At 69.5% G+C, this 16,239-nt stretch carries 18 protein-coding genes and 1 pseudogene; 10 read left to right on the top strand and 9 right to left on the bottom strand.

The genetic code is table 11. The features are described from left to right. Positions 1–19: 19 nt before the first annotated feature. Positions 20–490 (bottom strand): Rrf2 family transcriptional regulator, encoded by a 471-nt coding sequence (locus F4554_RS29090; protein WP_179790802.1) that lies wholly within the window; start codon positions 488–490, stop codon positions 20–22. 84 nt (positions 491–574) lie between these two features. Continuing rightward, on the bottom strand, positions 575–1,072 hold the full coding sequence (locus F4554_RS29085) for a hypothetical protein (RefSeq protein ID WP_202889505.1): 498 nt from the start codon (positions 1,070–1,072) through the stop codon (positions 575–577). A gap of 148 nt (positions 1,073–1,220) precedes the next feature. On the opposite strand from F4554_RS29085, the pseudogene F4554_RS29080 reads away from it, so the two are divergent. Next, positions 1,221–2,999 (top strand): annotated as a pseudogene (locus F4554_RS29080) (tannase/feruloyl esterase family alpha/beta hydrolase); the annotation flags it as partial. Between the two features lie 17 nt (positions 3,000–3,016). Here F4554_RS29080 and F4554_RS32745 read toward each other — a convergent pair. Further along, positions 3,017–4,228, bottom strand: a complete 1,212-nt coding sequence (locus tag F4554_RS32745; RefSeq protein WP_420360764.1) for a phosphotransferase — start codon at positions 4,226–4,228, stop codon at positions 3,017–3,019. A gap of 41 nt (positions 4,229–4,269) precedes the next feature. Here F4554_RS32745 and F4554_RS29070 point away from each other — a divergent pair, with 41 nt between their 5' ends. Then, on the top strand, positions 4,270–4,446 hold the full coding sequence (locus tag F4554_RS29070) for a VOC family protein (protein WP_202889504.1): 177 nt from the start codon (positions 4,270–4,272) through the stop codon (positions 4,444–4,446). Between the two features lie 121 nt (positions 4,447–4,567). Next, positions 4,568–5,044 (top strand): cupin domain-containing protein, encoded by a 477-nt coding sequence (locus F4554_RS29065; protein WP_179790800.1) that lies wholly within the window; start codon positions 4,568–4,570, stop codon positions 5,042–5,044. Positions 5,045–5,079: 35 nt separating this feature from the next. On the opposite strand, the gene F4554_RS29060 is transcribed toward F4554_RS29065, so the two are convergent. After that, positions 5,080–5,559, bottom strand: coding sequence for an HIT family protein (locus tag F4554_RS29060; RefSeq protein ID WP_179790799.1), 480 nt, complete (start codon positions 5,557–5,559; stop codon positions 5,080–5,082). Between the two features lie 662 nt (positions 5,560–6,221). Between F4554_RS29060 and F4554_RS29055 the strand changes: the two genes are divergently transcribed. Further along, positions 6,222–6,512 (top strand): hypothetical protein, encoded by a 291-nt coding sequence (locus F4554_RS29055; protein ID WP_179790798.1) that lies wholly within the window; start codon positions 6,222–6,224, stop codon positions 6,510–6,512. A gap of 54 nt (positions 6,513–6,566) precedes the next feature. On the opposite strand, the gene F4554_RS29050 is transcribed toward F4554_RS29055, so the two are convergent. From F4554_RS29050 to F4554_RS29040, 3 genes are all read right to left on the bottom strand, one after another. Next, complete coding sequence (locus F4554_RS29050) at positions 6,567–7,304, bottom strand: GAF and ANTAR domain-containing protein (RefSeq protein WP_179790797.1); 738 nt, start codon at positions 7,302–7,304, stop codon at positions 6,567–6,569. Between the two features lie 140 nt (positions 7,305–7,444). Continuing rightward, the gene (locus F4554_RS29045) at positions 7,445–8,170 is read right to left on the bottom strand and encodes a GAF and ANTAR domain-containing protein (protein ID WP_238342476.1); all 726 of its coding nucleotides are present in this window, start codon (positions 8,168–8,170) and stop codon (positions 7,445–7,447) included. A 65-nt stretch (positions 8,171–8,235) separates the two neighbouring features. Continuing rightward, complete coding sequence (locus F4554_RS29040) at positions 8,236–8,943, bottom strand: GAF and ANTAR domain-containing protein (RefSeq protein ID WP_179790795.1); 708 nt, start codon at positions 8,941–8,943, stop codon at positions 8,236–8,238. Between the two features lie 132 nt (positions 8,944–9,075). On the opposite strand from F4554_RS29040, the gene F4554_RS29035 reads away from it, so the two are divergent. Both F4554_RS29035 and F4554_RS29030 read left to right on the top strand, forming a co-directional pair. Continuing rightward, positions 9,076–9,594 carry a DUF1360 domain-containing protein gene (locus tag F4554_RS29035; RefSeq protein ID WP_179790794.1) on the top strand — a complete coding sequence of 173 codons (519 nt, stop codon included), beginning with the start codon at positions 9,076–9,078 and terminating at the stop codon, positions 9,592–9,594. Positions 9,595–9,614: 20 nt separating this feature from the next. Beyond that, positions 9,615–9,752, top strand: coding sequence for a hypothetical protein (locus F4554_RS29030; RefSeq protein ID WP_179790793.1), 138 nt, complete (start codon positions 9,615–9,617; stop codon positions 9,750–9,752). A 195-nt stretch (positions 9,753–9,947) separates the two neighbouring features. Here the strand turns inward: F4554_RS29030 and F4554_RS29025 are convergent, their stop codons facing one another. Next, positions 9,948–10,664 (bottom strand): hypothetical protein, encoded by a 717-nt coding sequence (locus F4554_RS29025; protein WP_179790792.1) that lies wholly within the window; start codon positions 10,662–10,664, stop codon positions 9,948–9,950. A 134-nt stretch (positions 10,665–10,798) separates the two neighbouring features. Between F4554_RS29025 and F4554_RS29020 the strand changes: the two genes are divergently transcribed. The 4 genes from F4554_RS29020 to F4554_RS29005 all read left to right on the top strand — a co-directional run bounded on the left by F4554_RS29020 (position 10,799) and on the right by F4554_RS29005 (position 14,153). Continuing rightward, entirely contained in the window at positions 10,799–11,245 is a 447-nt protein-coding gene (locus tag F4554_RS29020; protein ID WP_179790791.1) for an Hsp20/alpha crystallin family protein, read from the top strand. A 661-nt stretch (positions 11,246–11,906) separates the two neighbouring features. Continuing rightward, the gene (locus tag F4554_RS29015) at positions 11,907–12,314 is read left to right on the top strand and encodes a hypothetical protein (RefSeq protein ID WP_179790790.1); all 408 of its coding nucleotides are present in this window, start codon (positions 11,907–11,909) and stop codon (positions 12,312–12,314) included. 131 nt (positions 12,315–12,445) lie between these two features. After that, positions 12,446–13,039, top strand: a complete 594-nt coding sequence (locus tag F4554_RS29010) for a TetR/AcrR family transcriptional regulator (RefSeq protein WP_179790789.1) — start codon at positions 12,446–12,448, stop codon at positions 13,037–13,039. A gap of 139 nt (positions 13,040–13,178) precedes the next feature. After that, positions 13,179–14,153: an alpha/beta fold hydrolase gene (locus F4554_RS29005; RefSeq protein WP_202889503.1), complete on the top strand. Its 975-nt coding sequence runs from the start codon at positions 13,179–13,181 to the stop codon at positions 14,151–14,153. Positions 14,154–14,173: 20 nt separating this feature from the next. Here the strand turns inward: F4554_RS29005 and F4554_RS29000 are convergent, their stop codons facing one another. After that, entirely contained in the window at positions 14,174–16,096 is a 1,923-nt protein-coding gene (locus F4554_RS29000; RefSeq protein ID WP_179790788.1) for a glycoside hydrolase family 127 protein, read from the bottom strand. Positions 16,097–16,239 lie beyond the last annotated feature (143 nt).

The following is a 16,239-nucleotide window of genomic DNA, read 5'->3' as shown; positions in this document are numbered from 1 at the left end:
GTTTCGCGCACATGCGCACTCAGCTCGCCGCGGGTCGCGCGGCCAAACCGAGAAGAACCGGACCCGTGGGGGAGCCCACGAGATCCTCGACGGTAACGGGATCGAGCGTGGAGTAGAACGCCTCCTGCGCCTTGCGTAGCAGCGAACGCAGCCGGCACGCGGAACGCAGCGGGCAGGGCGGGTCGTCCTCGCAACCCACGACGTCGCGTACGCCTTCGAGCTCGCGAACGAGCCACCCGACGGAGCTCGAGCGGCCGGCTTCGGTGAGCGTCAACCCACCGTTGCGCCCGCGTCGTGCCTCGACGACGCCGAGGTGCTGCAGGCGGGTGACGACCTTCGCGGCGTGGGTGTACGGGACCGCTACGGCGTCCGCCACCTCGCGGGTGGTGGGCATCGAGGTTGCGCCACTGTCGCCGTTCCTGTCCCCGTCCGCCACGGCCAGCCGCATCACTACTCGGAGGGCCAGGTCGGTGCTCGCCGTCATTCGCACGGCCTCAGTGTAGGTAAAGACGAATCTCAGATTCCACTTTGACGAGTGTCGGGTACGTCACGCTCGGGGGGGGGGTGGGCGCGCTTACGTACGGGCGAGCAGGCTGGTGCCGAGGTCCAGGAGGGCGATCACTTTCACGACCTCACAAGCGACGTAGGCCAGGTGGCCGTGTGAGCGCGGCTGCTCGGATTCGGCGCGCACGCCCGCACCTGCGGGCGCATCCGCTCGGGCTCCTGTGTCGAGGACGCCGGCGAGGACCTCGTCCGACCGCCGGTTCAGCCGCGGACGGATCACAGCGAGTTGTACGACCAGCAGGACGATCACGACGACGGTGAACGCCACGACCACCGCCGACGGCCCACTCAGCGCGACGGCGATCACGATCGCCAGGGCGAGCACCACCTCGACGGCGTTGAGCGCCCGGAAGACCAGCCGACCGATGCCGAGGCCGAGCGGAATCGTTACGCCGGGAGCGCGGAACTTCAGCGGCGCCTCCAGGAACGAGATGGCGAGCACCATACCCAGCCACACGAACGTCACCGCACCGCCGACGGCGGCAGCAGTCGAGTTCATACCTGCCATCTCATCACTGTCGTACGTCCAAGCGACCCACGGCCCGGTCACCGCCGGAACGGCAATCCACCTCAGGGTGTAGCCCGCGCGCCAACCAGCGGGTGGAACTACCAACAGTTGGTGGCGTGGACGTACGAACAGTTCAACCTCCGCGCCGATGTGCAGGTCCCGCCTTCGCGAAACGCTTCTCTCGACGAGTCGGGGAAGCGGGTGTGCCTCTTCCCCGCGGAGTAGAGACGGGAGAGGTAGATCAATGAAGAAGTTGTGGACGACGACCTGCAGACGCCGATGGCGAGTGGTCAAAGGCAAACTTGTCGTGGTTGGCGCCCTCGGAATGGTGACTACCGGGATGTTGGTGGCCACACACCCGGCCGACGCGGCGGCGAGTCCTCCGGTCACGGCGGCAGCTCTGTCGCCGGCGCAGCGGTGCGCCGGGTTGTCGGGCCTCCGACTACCTGACACGACGGTGCAGAGTGCTACCACGAACACAAGTGGCAGCTTCACCGTCCCACCAGGGCCGGGAGCGCCTGGCGCGGACAAGCCCGGCACGGTGCTGGCAGACCTGCCGGCGTACTGCGACGTGCGGTTGGTCAGAACGAACCCGCCCACGCATGACGAGGTCAACATCGAGTTGTGGTTGCCTCTCACCGCCTGGAATCACCGCTTCCAGGGAGTCGGCGGCAGCGGTTTCGTGTCCGGTATCTCCTACACCGCACTCGCCGGCGCACTGAAGGGCGGCTACGCGACGGCCTCCACCGACACCGGACACCTTGCCCTGCAATGGGACGGGAGCTTTGCGCTGAAGGCGCCCGGCGAGCTCGACTCCGCCGCTATCAGGGACTTCGCCGATCGCGCGGTCCACGAGATGACCGTAGCGGGCAAGCAGGTCACCACCGACTTCTACCGGCGGCAAGCCGACTACTCCTACTTCACCGGCTGCTCGCAGGGCGGACGCCAGGGCCTGGTCGAGGCGCAGCGTTACCCGCACGACTACGACGGGATTCTGTCCGGCGCGCCCGCGGTGTCGTTCTCGAAACTATCGGCCGCCCAACTATGGCCGCAGTTCGTGATGCAGCGTGCACACGACTTCGTACCCAGCTGCAAGTTCGCGGCATTCCAGGCGGCCGTGGTCGCACACTGCGACGCACTCGACGGGGTGACGGACGGTGTGATCGGGAACGTCGACGCCTGCCGGTTCGACCTGCGGACGCTGGTCGGACGAGCCACCGCCTGCGGGACCATCACTCGTACAGACGCGACGGTCATGGCGCAGATCTGGCAAGGGCCACGGACCGGTGAGCAGGGGCGCGGGCGGAGCCGGTTCCTGTGGTACGGGCTGGAGCCAGGCACCTCGACCAACGCCCTGGCCCTGACGCTTCCTGTCAACGGCCAGTTGACTGGGCGTCCGCTCTACTTCGGCACCTCGTGGTTGCAGTACTGGGTGACGCGGAACCCGTCGTTCGACTGGACAACGCTCACCACTCAGACGTACGACATGCTGTTCGGGCGCGGCGTCGACCGGTTCGGTGCGGAACTCGACGGCGACAATCCTGACCTCAGCAGGTTCCACGCCGGCGGCGGGAAGCTCGTCCTCTGGGCCGGACTGGCCGACTATGCCATCCCACCGCAGGGTGTGATCCGCTACTACGACGCCGTACGCCACCTCGACGGAGCGCAGGTCACGCAGACGTACGCTCGCCTCTTCCTCGCGCCAGGAGTCGGGCACTGCGGCGACGTGCCGGGCCTGCAGATCGGGCCGGTGCCGGTCGACCCGCTCGCCGCGTTGACGTCCTGGGTGGAACACGGCCACGCGCCGCGGAGCATCGGGGCGGTCAGGAACGGAGACGACGGCAAGATCGTGCAGACCAGACCGCTGTGCGCGTACCCACTGGTCGCCCGTTACGACGGCCACGGCAGCACCGACGTCGCGGACAACTTCACCTGCGCCCGAAGCTACGGGAGCAGCGACAGCAGCAGCTCGGCGCGGTCCACGGCGTCGTCGAGGAGTTCGACGTGCTGGCTGGCCCAGTCGAGTCCAGCGAGGATCCGGTGGCACAGACAGGCTGCCACGACGTCCGCGCTGGTGAGCTCGACCGCATGCTCGACGACGACGCGCCGGTGGTCCGGATCGGACAGGAACGGCAGCAGGGCCAACAGGTCCACCGCGACCGTGCCCGTCCCGAAGCCCTCCAAGTCCACGACCGCACTCAGGTCGTCGCCGTCGAAGAGCATGTTGCGGAACGTGAAATCGCCGTGAGTCAGGTCGCCGGAAGGCAACGATGGCACTGGTTTGGGCAGGACGGCCAGCGCCTGGCGAGCGTACGCACTCGTCGCCGGATGGAACTGATGCTCGCCGATTCCGCCGTTCAGGAACATCGTGATCATCGCGGACCAGTCGCGGTCAGCCGACGGACGAACCGACCGGTGTATGTCGGCCGCCGACAGCGCGGCGTCCAGTTGCCGACGGTTGGGCGAAGCCGGGGACGCCCCGCGAGTCCAGGAGGTCAACAGGTACGAGCGGTCCTCGTCCAGCGAGCCGCAGCCGATGACCTCCGGAGTCGGGTAGCCCAGGGCCCGAAGCTCCTGAGTGACCGGCACCAGACGGTTCAGCTGCTCCCGCCACCACGCACCCTCCTTGACCTTGAGGACGGCGCGCGAGTTGTTGCGTCCCAACAGGGCAACGGTGTCGGAGAAGCCACCGCTCAAGCGGCCCAGCACGGTCCACGGACCGCCGGTGTGCGCGGCGATCGTGGCGAGGTCCTCACGCGCCAGCGGCGGAGGAGGAGGCCCTGGAGTGTCGACTCGCAGGATCCGGTAGCCCTGCTTCGACGCGGCGCGGCTGGTCGGAAACCCGCCGTCGTTCAGCCAGCGCTGCAGGGAGTCGGCCCCCATCGCCTGCTTGACGACGAGCCAGGCCCGCGAACCCGGATCGAGCCGGGTCAGCCAGTCGGCGAGAAGCTGGTGGAGTGCGTCCTTGCCGATCTTGATCGGCGGGTTGCTGTAGAGGCCGGCGAACCGTAACGACGCCGGCACCTGTTCGGGCTCGGCGACCACGACGTTGGGGAGGTCGCGGGCGTTGGCCCGGGTCAGCTCCAGCGCCCGCCGGTTGATGTCGACCGCCCAGACTCCGGCCAGCGGCTGGCGGAGCGCGGTGGTGACGGCGATCGGGCGTCAACCACCGGTCTCGAGGATGGCTCGAGTCCAGGTTGCACATCGACGTCAACGCCACCGATCGCGACCAGGATCCCGAGCTCGAACGCCCGCTCAAGCTCGGTGCTCGCCGGGCGGACATCGGCCAGACGGGTGAGGAGTCGTGGCACGTTCTGGCCGACCCCGAAGGCAACGAGTTCTGCCTGCTCAGGGCCCGACTCGCCGCGCTCTGACGCTCACCGGGCCGGCGCGAGTGTGAGAATGCCCCTGCGGGCCGGCATGACCTCCGGCACGACATCCGGAGTGACACCGGCGGCCCGCGAGCTGACCTGACGTCGACCTGAAAGAGTGGCCGTGAGCATCAAGGACATCGGGCCGAAGCCGCAGAGTTTCGACCTGGAAAGCGCGACCCTCGAGAACTCCAACTACCGCACGGTCGCCTGGTCCGGGAAGTACCTCCAGCTGACCCTCATGTCGATCCCCGTCGGGGAGGACATCGGCCTGGAGGCGCACCCGGAGACCGACCAGTTCCTCCGGCTCGACGGCGGCAGGGGCCGGGTGCAGATGGGCCCGGCGGAGGACCAGCTGGACTTCGACCAGGAGGTCGAGGACGGCTGGGCGGTCTTCGTACCCGCGGGCACCTGGCACAACATCACCAACATCGGCGACGATCCGATGCGCCTGTACGCCGTCTACGCGCCGGTCCACCACGCGGCGGGCAAGATCCAGGCCACCGCGGCAGACAGTGAGCGCGACGAGGAGTCAGGTAACGACGAGCCGCCGAACTGGTCGGTGCAGCCGGGCGCGCAACCGTCGGACAAGCACGCCTGACGAGCACGCCGGCAGTTGTCCCGCGTCACCCCGCGTCACCCCGCGTCGTCCCGAAACCAGTGCCGGGCCCGCTCGGAGAACGCCTCGACCTGCTTGCGCGGCGCCTCGTAGTCCGTCACCATCATCGCCGCCTGCAACTGCTCGGACCGCCGCCCGCCATACGCTCGTACGACATCAGCCGCGACGGGCTGTACGACGAAGTGCAGATGCTTGCGCGCGGACTCACCGTGCGACCACTGGCAGACGTACACCTGCTCGGGTTCGCACAGCGCCTCGAGCATCCGCGAGGCGTCACGCAGCACCCGCCCCAACTCCTCCGCCGCGTCGATGGGCAGGTCCGCCACCGAGACGACGTGGAGGCGAGGCGCGACGATCAGCGTGCCGAGGTTCAGTGGACCGAGGACATGCTGGACGACCCAGTGATCGGTCTGGTGGATGATCCCGCCGGGCAGTTCGCGCCTGCCCGCCAGCAGGTCACACCCCAGACACCCTGCTACGTCGTTCACCGCCGTCATGCCGCCAGCCTTCCATCCGTACGCCCGATGGTGCTCACGGGCTCGTACGCCGCTTGTGTAAGAGGTGCGCAAGGACGCGCCCGCAGGGGGAGGCAGGTCCCTCCGACGAGTGAGCCGCGGTGGCTTTCGGGTACTCAGTCACGACTGACGGTCACCTGGTCCAGCCCCGGCCACGGCTGCTTCGCAGCCCGGTGAAGGCGCCGGTGGTGTGGTAGCTTCGATCCCGGTTGGGCAGCAAGCCATGCGGCATCGTCGCGGCAACTTCGAGTTGCGAGGCCAAGCATGAGCGAGCCCTCAAGTCCCCCGAGTCGGACTTCCCAGCCCGGATCCCTGTCCACACAGGGAAATCGCTCCGCACCGTACTCATTGCGAGCGTTCGCCGGCTCAATTCCCGACGGTTCCGTCGTTCCCGACGGCTCCAACGCCCTCGTCATCAGGCCGCGACTCGATCCGCTTCGGCACCTCGCGGCGGCCTGGATGCACGTGCCCGCCTCATTCGAACGTCCCATCAGGAAAAGTCAGACGTGCACCCAGACCCTGTGCCGACCCGGCGGAGACCCGAGCGGCGACGACGCCTCCCGGACGCAACCCGCCTTCTGGACAGCCGACCCGGACCCCGTCGGTTGCCCACCCACTTCGACCGGGCTACCCGAGGGGGCGTCATGACCGACCTCGAAGAACCTCGACAGATGAACGTGGAGCCACGTTCGGCGCTTGCTGCCAGGTACGTCACCGGACATCAGGTTCTGCTGATCACCATCGACGAGGACCTCGGGACCGCTGACTACACGTACGGCTATCGAGCTGTCTCGGACGTCATCACCGGCCTGGACGGACAACGAACCGTGCAGGTCGCCCAGGACTCCACCCGCCGCACGCGGACCAACTCCGTCACCTGGCCCGCCGAACTCGTGCTGGTCACCTGCGCTCCAGGATGCGTCTGCCTGTCCTGATCGCGCTGACTACGCACACCACCCTGACCACCTGGACCACACGGACCACGCCGGTCAGTCGGAGTCCTCGTCGTCGATCGGGACCCGCCGGGCCACGACGTCTCGCGCGAGTGCGAGCAGCGGCCTGTCCTCGGCGTAGGCGCGGGCGCGCAGCCGCGTGAACGCCTCGTCGAGTTCCACGTCCAGATGGGCGGCCAGCATTCCGGTGGCCAGATGCACCTCGTGGTACGACAACGGCAGGTCGCCGATGTTCGGCACGGGATCCGGTCCCTCCGGGGGATCGTCCGTGGACGGGTCACCGAGTTGCCGCAGCAATGCGTACACCGCGAGGTCGGCAAGGATCGCGGCATCCGTCAGCTCCTGCGACGTCAGCCGGCCGTCCGCACGGCAGAAGAGGTCGAGGGTGCCCAGCCGGATCGCACCGACCTGTAGGGGAAACGCGGCGGCGGCGCCGAGTCCGAGACTCGACACGGCCTGGACGAACGCTGGCCAGCGGGCCTGTTCGGAGCTCAGATGGGACGCGAGTACGACGTTCCCGGTCTTGAAGGCGTCCAGCCCGGGGCCCTCGCCGAGGGTGTACTGCAACTCCTCGAGGTTCGCCGCCCACTCGTCGCTGGCGCCCCAGGTCTCCTGCGCGCGGGAGTTCGCTCGTACGGTCAGGGTTGCCGCGTCCACGCCACCGACCAGCGACACGGCGGCGGCGCACACCGCTCCGGCCCAACCGGTTGATCCGGAGCCCTCTGCCCGCTCGGCGATGCTGCGCCACAGGCGTTGGTAGCGCTCCTCGTCCACAGGTCTGCTCCCTGACTGGTCTGACGCGCGCGTTTCCCTGTCGCGTAAGGCGTTCGTCTCCTTCTTCTGGTGCTTCCCGGCACCAGACGGGGCAAAGCGACCCGCGTGCTTTCTGTTGCTCTCCTTGGCGTCGCGGGCGTTCAGTCCAGCCCGACCGGGTGGTCCAGGTCGGACGGACGCAGCGATCCACTGGTGAGGGCCTGTGCCACGACGCGCAGGGCGATCTGGCGGCTGCGAGCGTGGTGGCGGACAAGCGTCCAGGCGTGGTCCACGTCGATGCCGAGACCACCGGCGACCATGCCGACCGCCTGGGCGAGTTTGGCCCGGTCGTTGACTGCTGCCAACGTGCGTTCGAACAGTCGTTCCGTACGCCGTGCACCCGGCTCCTGGGCAAGGCCCAGCACCGCGAGATCTGCCAGCGACTGCGCGAGGTCTCGGCGCCACCGTGGAGACTCCCCGGGCTCAGCGTAGAGGAGGTTCAGGCCGCCGACCGCCCGGCCGTCCAACCTCATCGGAAGGGCGTCCACCGCGTGGTAGCCGGCAGCCATCGCCGCGGTGGCGAACCGCGGCCACCTGGTCTCGTGGGAGAGGTCGGTCGCCACCACGATCTCGCCGGTCCGTACGCAGTCCACGCACGGACCCTGGTCGGTCTGGGCCTGCAGCAGTTCCACGAACTCGGCCCCCTCGTCGGAGGCGGTCACGACGCGGACGACCCCGTGCGGGTCGACCATCAGCACTCCGGTCGCGGTCGCGCCGAGCACCTGCACGCAGGCGTCGGTGACCTGGAACAGGACCTCCGGATCGCCTCGCTCGTCGGTGAGTCCGCCGGTGATCTCCACCAGTCCGGTGGCGAGCCGATCCGTCATGTCGTGCACGCGCGCCAGCGTACTCGCAGAATGACGAGCCGGTGCCGGGCCAGGCCGTGGCGCGGTCATCGCTGCACACCGGGAATCTCGCCGGTGTAGAGGATCCGGTGCGCCACCTCGCGCAACTTGATGTTGCGGTTCTGGGAGATCCGGCGCAGCACCTCGAAGGCTTCCTCGCTGGTCAGGCGGTGGCGCTCCATGACGATCCCGACGGCTTCGCTGATCTCGGAACGGGTCTTCAACGCCTCGGTCAGCGTCTCCGCCCGGCGCGCCGCCGCGATCGCCACACTCGCATGCGCGGCGAAGATCGTCCCGACCGCGCAGGAATGTTCGGTGAACGCCAGCGGCCGGTCGGCGTAGAGGTTGAGCGCACCGATCACCTCGCCGCGCGCACTCAACCGGAACGACAACATGGCGTCCACGCCGAGACTCACCGCGGCGGGCCCGAACCTCGGCCACTGAGTGTCGGTCCGCAGGTCGTTGGCGAGGTTCACCAGGTTGTCGCCGACGGACGCCACGCACGGCCCCTCGCGAAGCTCGTACTGCGCCCTGTCGACCTCGGACACGAAGGCGGCGGTCGCCGCAGCGGTGTCGATCCGGCCACGCGCTCGTCGCATCGACACGCCCGCCGCAATGGCTCCGGGGACGCTGGTGGCGGCGGCCTTTACTACCGAGAGCAACGTGGATTGTTCGGAGTCTGCCGCCCACAGCTCTTCCATCAGGTGGGCGAATCCCAGGGCCAGGCGTTCGCCCTCGGCTCCCTGCGCATTCATTACGCCGGACTACCCGGCCAGGTGCCGTCGAAACAGCACGGGAGCCGACGAGCGACGGTTCTCGCTATGCGTACGGGGGTTCTCGACGGGTAGCCCAGTCCTGATGTGCCGCCGGCCCGGAAGGAGCGCCCGATGAACATCGACGCCACCACCATGCTCGGCCGACTGGCGGACGAGCAGGACACGTACGAACACGGCCACGACCAGCCACTGCGCGGATATCTCGCGGCGATGGCGGTGTTCGCCGGCGGAACCGGAGCCATGTCCGTGCTGGCTCGCGCAACCGGTCGGCGACTGCCCGACCGCGTCGCGCTCACGGACGTGATCCTCGGCGGCGTCGCCACCCACAAGTTCGCGCGCCTCCTCGCCAAGGACGCGGTGACCAGCCCGGTCCGGGTGCCGTTCACGCAGTTCGAGGACGCGGCCGGCTCGGCCGAGCTGAACGAGAGTGCGCGAAAGGACGGTGAACTGCGGCACGGAATCGGGGAGCTCGTCAGCTGCCCGTTCTGCCTGGCGCCGTGGATCGCGACCGGGTATGTCGCCGCGCTGACGTTCGCCCCGAGGGTGGCGCGGGCCTGGTCGTCGGTGCTGACCACCGTGGCGATCTCGGACGTCCTCCAGCACGTGTACGCGCGGATCCGCACCGAGTGACGTACGGAGTGACGTACCGAGTGACGCGGGGCATCGCCGCGAGTGCGGGCCTTCTCCTCGGGTACGACGGCAGTTTGGCGCGGGAGGGGTACGAGCGGTTCGACAAGCGCGAGGCCGGCTGGACGAAGGTCCTGCTCCACCCGACCGAGGCAGCCTGACGGAGGTGCTGCCGCGCCGGGGTGCATCGCCACGAGGTGGGAAGACCTGTGGGGCCTATGACACCCACAAGTCTTCCCACCTCGTAAGGACTCCCCACCTGGTCAGCAAGCGCGCGATCACTCGCCTTACCCAGCGGCGCTGGCCACCTTCGGATCGCCGAGGAGTGGTGCGGGCCACCTACCCCGGTCGGTCGATCACGACCGTTTCCGGCAGGAAGAGATCGCGGCGGTTTCGATTCGTTCGGCTGGGTTGCGCCGGCTGTGGTCGGCGTTCCGGATCCTGGTGGTCGTCTCGCCGAGGGAGCTGACGCGTGCGGCGAGGGCCCGGTGGTTTCGCCGCAGCGCGGTTTCGGCGGCGCGCAGAGGCGCGAGGAGCGTGGCGGCATCGTCGTCCCCGAGCGCGGTGTGGATGGCCTCGCGAGTGGCCCGCCCGCCCTGGTCTCGTACCGGGAGAGCGCTGATCTGGCCGGCCAGTTCGCGGAGTTGAGCCGCGTGGGTCCGCGCCCACGCCGCGACGGCCCGGTCTCCGGAACGCCGGTCGCGGGTGGTCTGGACGCGTTGTTCGCGGGTGGCGGCGACCCGGTCGCCGGCCTGGGGGTTGAGCCTCAGGAACCGGCGTTCGGCGGCCTGACGGCTGGCCAGCCCCAGTGCCGGTGCGATCTCGGTCCAGGTGAGCCCCTGCGTACGGGCGGCGTCGATGAGGGCCGGCTCCCAGGTAGCGAGCTGCCCGCGAAGCCGGCGGAGTGTGGCGAGAGCGTCCAGGATGGCCGGCCCGTCGGGAGCGGCCGCCTGGTCGAGGCGGGCCATCACCTCGGCCAGGTCGGCCATTGCCGACGCCACTGTGGGTTCGTCGACGTCGGTCGGCGCCGGGCGCCGGGTTGACCGCCTGGGTGTGTCTGGCGTTCGGACCATCGGCGCTCCCGGATTCAGGGAACGTCAGCGTGATGCTGACGGAACTACTTGTCATCGGTTCGACGACATGATACATAGAACCCGTGCATTGACGTACTTCCGTCCAAGTCGACGATCAGGAGGTGCAGGGGACGATGTTGATGCGCACGGACCCCTTCCGGCAGTTGGACCGGCTCGCCCAGCAGGCCCTCGGTGGTGGCAACTCTCCCGGTACGTGGTCCCGGCCGAATCCGATGCCGATGGACGCCTACCGTTCCGGCGACCACTTCGTGGTCGCGTTCGACCTTCCCGGCACCACCGCCGACGCGATCGAACTCGACGTCGAGCGCAACGTGCTCACCGTCCGCGCCGAACGCCGCCCGCCCGAGGTGGGCGAAGGCGTGGAGATGCAGGTATCCGAACGCCCGCTGGGGGTCTTCTCCCGGCAGTTGTTCCTGGGTGACACGTTGGACACCGAGCGCCTCGAGGCCACGTACGAAGGAGGCGTTCTCACGTTGCGAATCCCAGTCGCCGAGAAGGCGAAGCCCCGCAGGATCTCCATCTCCAGTACCGATTCCGACAAGAAGCAGATCAACGCCTGAGCAGTATTCCGGCGCTGACCGATCGGGAGACGAACCGCAGCGGACATGGTGTGAAAGGCCGGTGGCGACAGTGGCTGGTACGCACATCACCGACGACAGGGCGGCGTTCCTCGAGCTGGTCTGCGGCGATCCGGCTCTGCTTCGCGCGGAGTTCGACGAGCTGATGGCGGCGTGCTGGGAGGATCCTCCCTCTCCACCCGCACGCCGCCTCAGCCCTCCGCGGCGGCCGCCCCGCCGGCCGCGACAGCCTCGCGGAACGCAGCGGCGAGCTCGTCCAGGCAGGCACGCTCTCTCGGCAGTCAACCGTCGGCCAGGTGGTCGGCAGCGAGGTCCGCCGAGTTGGGTTCAACTGCCGGCGCACAGGTGAGCAACGACGACCACGTGATGTCCAGGAGGTGATGTCCCGCACTTCGAACCGCATCTGCTCGAACGCAACGGCGATGCGGTGCCCGCCGAGTTTCCCGAGTCCTCCGAGTCCCCCGAACCCCCGCGCAGTGGCACCCGCTTCTCCTCCTCCAGTTCTGTCAGCGCGGCCCCTCAGGACTCGCGGACACCGGTGGGCACCGCATCGCTCACGTCAGGCAACCGAAGACAGTCCCCTGCATGGGCCGCGTGCGCCCGTGGCAGTCATGACCCGCCTGGTCTATGGAGGAACCTCGACATGGCCGTCACCGATCTTGCCCCAGCCGCGAAGTCGCGCTCCGCGACCGCCGAGCCCCTCACCCGTCAGCTGCGCTGGCTCGAGGACGTCCTGGACACTCTCGCCGCCTGGGAGGACGCTGACGACTTCCTGACCCTGCCCGCGCCGCTGGCCGGGCAACAGACGCTTCATGCCGTACGCCGGGTGCAGGACGGACTGGTCGCCGGCGGACCCGTTCACCAGGCCGACGTACGCCTGCTCCGCCGTGCCCTGCACGTGCTGCGAGACGGTGTCGCCAACGGCGACGCCGACCTTGGTGAGGCGTTGCGCGTCCACGCCCCGCTCGGCCGGTCGCCGGTCCACCCGCTCGCCGCACTGCTCGACGATCTCACCCACGACCGGCCCGAGTACGCCGACGAGGCGGCGTGACCTGCCCTGCCTCGAGGACCGGAACCCGTTGACCAGTACGCCGTGGGTCGGTTCCCCGGCTGGCGCCACGCGAGGTGTCGCCGCGACGGCGCGGGCACGGTCGAGCAGGGCGGCCTCGGTACGCTGCCCGGATGACCGGCTACAGCCGATCCACCCGGTCGCCGCGAGGCGAGGCCCGGCGGCGGGAGTTGCTCGAACTCGTCACCGAGGACCTCGCGGCCAACGGCCTGGTCGACTTCTCGCTGCGGCGGGCGGCACGCGCGGCGGGCACCACGCACAAGGTGTTGCTGTACCACTTCGACAACGCCGACGACCTGTTGCTGCAGGCCGTCCTCCGGCTGCGTGACCGGCGGGTGGTGGCGGGACTGGCCGCCGCGCGGGAGTCCGGCGGTGACTCGCTGGCCGCCCGGATCCGGGCCCTGTGGCCGGTCCTCGCCGACGAGCGTGCCCGGGTGCTCGACCAAGCCATCGGGCTGGCGATGTACGACCCGGCGCGGTATGCCGCCCTGGGTCGCGAGGCGTCGCAGCAGTACCTCCCCCACCTGGTCGCACTGTGCCCGGAGCACTGGTCGGCGCGGCGCAAGCAGGAGGTGGCCGAACTCGTCCTCGCGACACTGCGCGGCTTCCTGATCGACGCGCGGACCGGCGGCGACTCCGCGAGCGACAGTGCGGGCTTCGACGCGCTGGTCCGCGCGCTGGAGCGGGAGGAGGCTGCGGACGAGTAGTACGTCTGCAGCCCCGCCGCCCGCCGGCACACACCGGGTGCGGTTCCTGAGGCTTGTTCCGAGAAAACACTTCCCATCAAGTGAACCACGTGGTTCACTCCATTGTGTTGCCTGAAGTACGCGCGTGGGGGAGGCCGACGTGCAGAGGTCCATGCAGCGGAAGCAGCGGGAAGCCGTCCGGTTCGCCAGTGGTGACGCCGACTGTGCCGCCTGGTTCTACCCAGGACGCAACGGCGCCTGCGTGATCATGACCGGCGGGTTCGGCGTGACGAAGGAACCCGGAACCGACCTGTTCGCCGGCCGCTTCCACGACGCCGGTTTCGGCGTGCTGGCGTTCGACTATCGCAACTTCGGCGAGAGCGGCGGGGGTCCGCGCCAGGTGGCGCGCATCAGCGAGCAGCTCGCCGACTGGTCGGCGGCCATCGAGTTCGCCGGCACCCTTCCCGGCGTGGACCGGGACCGGATCGCCCTGTGGGCGTTCTCCATTTCCAGCGGACATGTCCTGCGGGCGGCGGCGCGCCATCCCGAGGTTGCGGGGGCGATCGCGCAGATGCCGTACGTCGACGGGCCGGCCGGCTTCCGCGTCGCGCGGCGCCACCAGACGGCGTCGGCGATGGCTCGGTTGTTCGGCCGTGCGCTGCTGGACGCCGCCGGTGGCCTGTTCGGCCGCCCACCGAGGCTGGTCCCGCTGTCCGGTCCGCCGGGAACCGTCGCGTTGCTCACCACCCCGGACACCCAGGACGGGGACCGCGCACTCAACCCGGGCAACAGGTATCCCGAATGGCAGCAGGCGGCTGCCGCCCGCTCCGTGCTCGGCGCCGGGTCCTATCGGCCGGGACGCGACGCCCCGAAGGTGCGCTGCCCGTTGCTGATGGTGGTGTGCGACCAGGACCAGTCCGTACCTGTCGAAGCAGCCGTACGAGTTGCGCAGCAGGCACCCCGGGGCGAGCTCGTCCGGCTGCCCGGCGGCCACTACGCGCCGTTCCTGGAAGCGCACGATCAGGCGGTCGACGCCGAACTCGCCTTCCTGCGCAGGCATCTGCTCGGCGCCGAAGCTACGACCAGCGCCGACAACCAGCCCTTGACAGAGCCGGACGCGAGACCGGCGACGTAGAAACGCTACAGCCGTACGCCTCAGGCCGTGGGGATCCACACCCGCATGGGCTGCGGGCCGCGGTTCGCCCAGGCGTAGTAGGGAATCGCGACCAGCGTCACGTCGCCGCCGGACGCGGTACGGCCGTTCGGCGACGTCGTGTCGACAGCCGGATAGGGACTGGGCGCGGCCGACGGGGGAGGCGAGGCGGACCGGCCGGTCGTACGGACGACGCTCACCCCGCCGAGCAGGTCCGGACGGTGCTCCACCTCGAACACCGCACCCGGCACGATCCGCAGGTCGTCCACCGGAGCGTCGCCTGCCTGGTCGGACTGTTCGAGCGCGTAGACCAGTGGGCCGCGCTCGATGGTGACGCAGCCGCGTACCGCGTCGACGCGTTCGTCGGCCTGGGTCAGCCGCGGCTGCATCGGCAGGTCGAGGACGAGCCGGTCGCCCTCGCCGAAGGTGCGCGAGATCCGAGCGTAGTCACCGGCCTCGACCGGCTCACCGTCCAGCGTCGCACCGCCTGCCCAGGCAGGGATGCGGAACGCGAGCTCCACCGGCGTGCTCGGCGCCTCCCGCACGGTCACCTCGACCCGGCCGTCCCACGGGTAGGCGGTCTCCACGTCGAGCCGGAGCCCGCCCGCGGCGATGCTGCCGTTGGCGTACTGGTGGATCTGCACCCCGTCGTCGGTGGTCGTGGCGACGTGGGCGCTCAGGCTGGAGAACATCCGCATGATGTTCGGCGGGCAGCATGCGCAGGCGAACCATCCGCGCCGGCCGTTCGCCGGGCTGCGCTCGCTTTCGGCGTGGGCGTCGACCCGAAGTTGCAGCGGGTTGACGTAGAAGTACTCCGTGCCCGACAGCGAGACGCCCGCGAGGAAACCGTTGAACAGCATCCGCTCGATCTGGTCGGCGTAACGGGCCTCACCGGTCGCGAGCAGCATCCGCCAGGCCCACTGGACGCCGCCGATCGCGGCGCAGGTCTCGGCGTAGCCGTGGTCGGTGGGCAGCTCGAACGGGTCGCCGAACGCCTCGCCGTCCCACCGGGCCCCCAGCCCGCCGGTGATGTACTGCTTGCCGCGTTCCATCGAGGCGTACTGCGTGGCCAGCGCGGACAGCAGTTCGGCGTCACCGGTCTCGGTGGCCACGTCGGCCGCTCCGGCGGCGAGGTAGACCGCGCGGACGGCATGGCCCTCGACTGTGGTCGCCTCGCGCACGGGCACCCGGTCGGAGAAGTACGTGGGTTCGCGTCCGTAGGAGGCCATCACGCCGTGGCCGCGGGTCTCGACGAAGTACTGCGCGAGGTCGAGGTATGCCTGCGTCCCGGTCTCGCGGAACAGCTCGACCAGGGCCATCTCGACCACCGGGTGGCCGTCGACGTCGGCAGGAGCGTGCGGCCCGAACGTGGCCACCAGGTGGTCGGCGAGCCGGATCGCCACCTCCAGCAGGTCGCGCCGGCCGGTGCACCGCACCTGCGCCACCGCGGCCTGGAGGAGGTGCCCGGCGACGTAGTGCTCGTGGCCGTGCGGGCGGTCGCGGTAGCGCTGGCCGTTCTCCCGGATCTGTACGACGGAGTCGATGTAGCCGTCCTCGGCCTGGGCCCGGGCGACGGTCTCGGTCACCGACAGCTGGTCGGCGAGCAGCTTCTCGTCGCCGGTTCGGGCGTACTCCCAGGCCGCGGCCTCCAGCCACTTGTAGACGTCGGAGTCGGCGAAGACGGGTCCTTCCGCCTCGCCCTGCGCCAGCCCGGCGGCGATGTCGAGGTTGCGCAGGTTCCCCGCCTCGTGCAGCCGCTGGAGGCCGTTGGGGATGGACGCCAGCCGGTTCGCCTCACCGCGTTCGTGCCACAGGCCGGAGGTGATCCGGACGTCTCCGAGGGACACCGGGCGCAGCCGGGCACGTGCCTGTGATGTCGGGGACGCGGGTCCGTCGACGGTCGCGGCCGAGGGCGTGGTGGTCATCCATCTCCTCCGTACGGTTCACACACGTTGCCGGTAAGGACGTGTTGCCGGTGAGGAAAGTCAGGAACACGTTTTCCGCACGCTAGACGGCGGTTCGAAGAAGCGTCAAGGACGTCGAATCGGCTGCAGGCGGTGTCTTCGCA

Source organism: Actinopolymorpha rutila, assembly GCF_013407855.1.
GTDB lineage: Bacteria > Actinomycetota > Actinomycetes > Propionibacteriales > Actinopolymorphaceae > Actinopolymorpha > Actinopolymorpha rutila.
The sequence above is the reverse complement of the archived record's forward strand: the minus strand, read 5'-3'. Positions and strand labels throughout refer to the sequence as shown.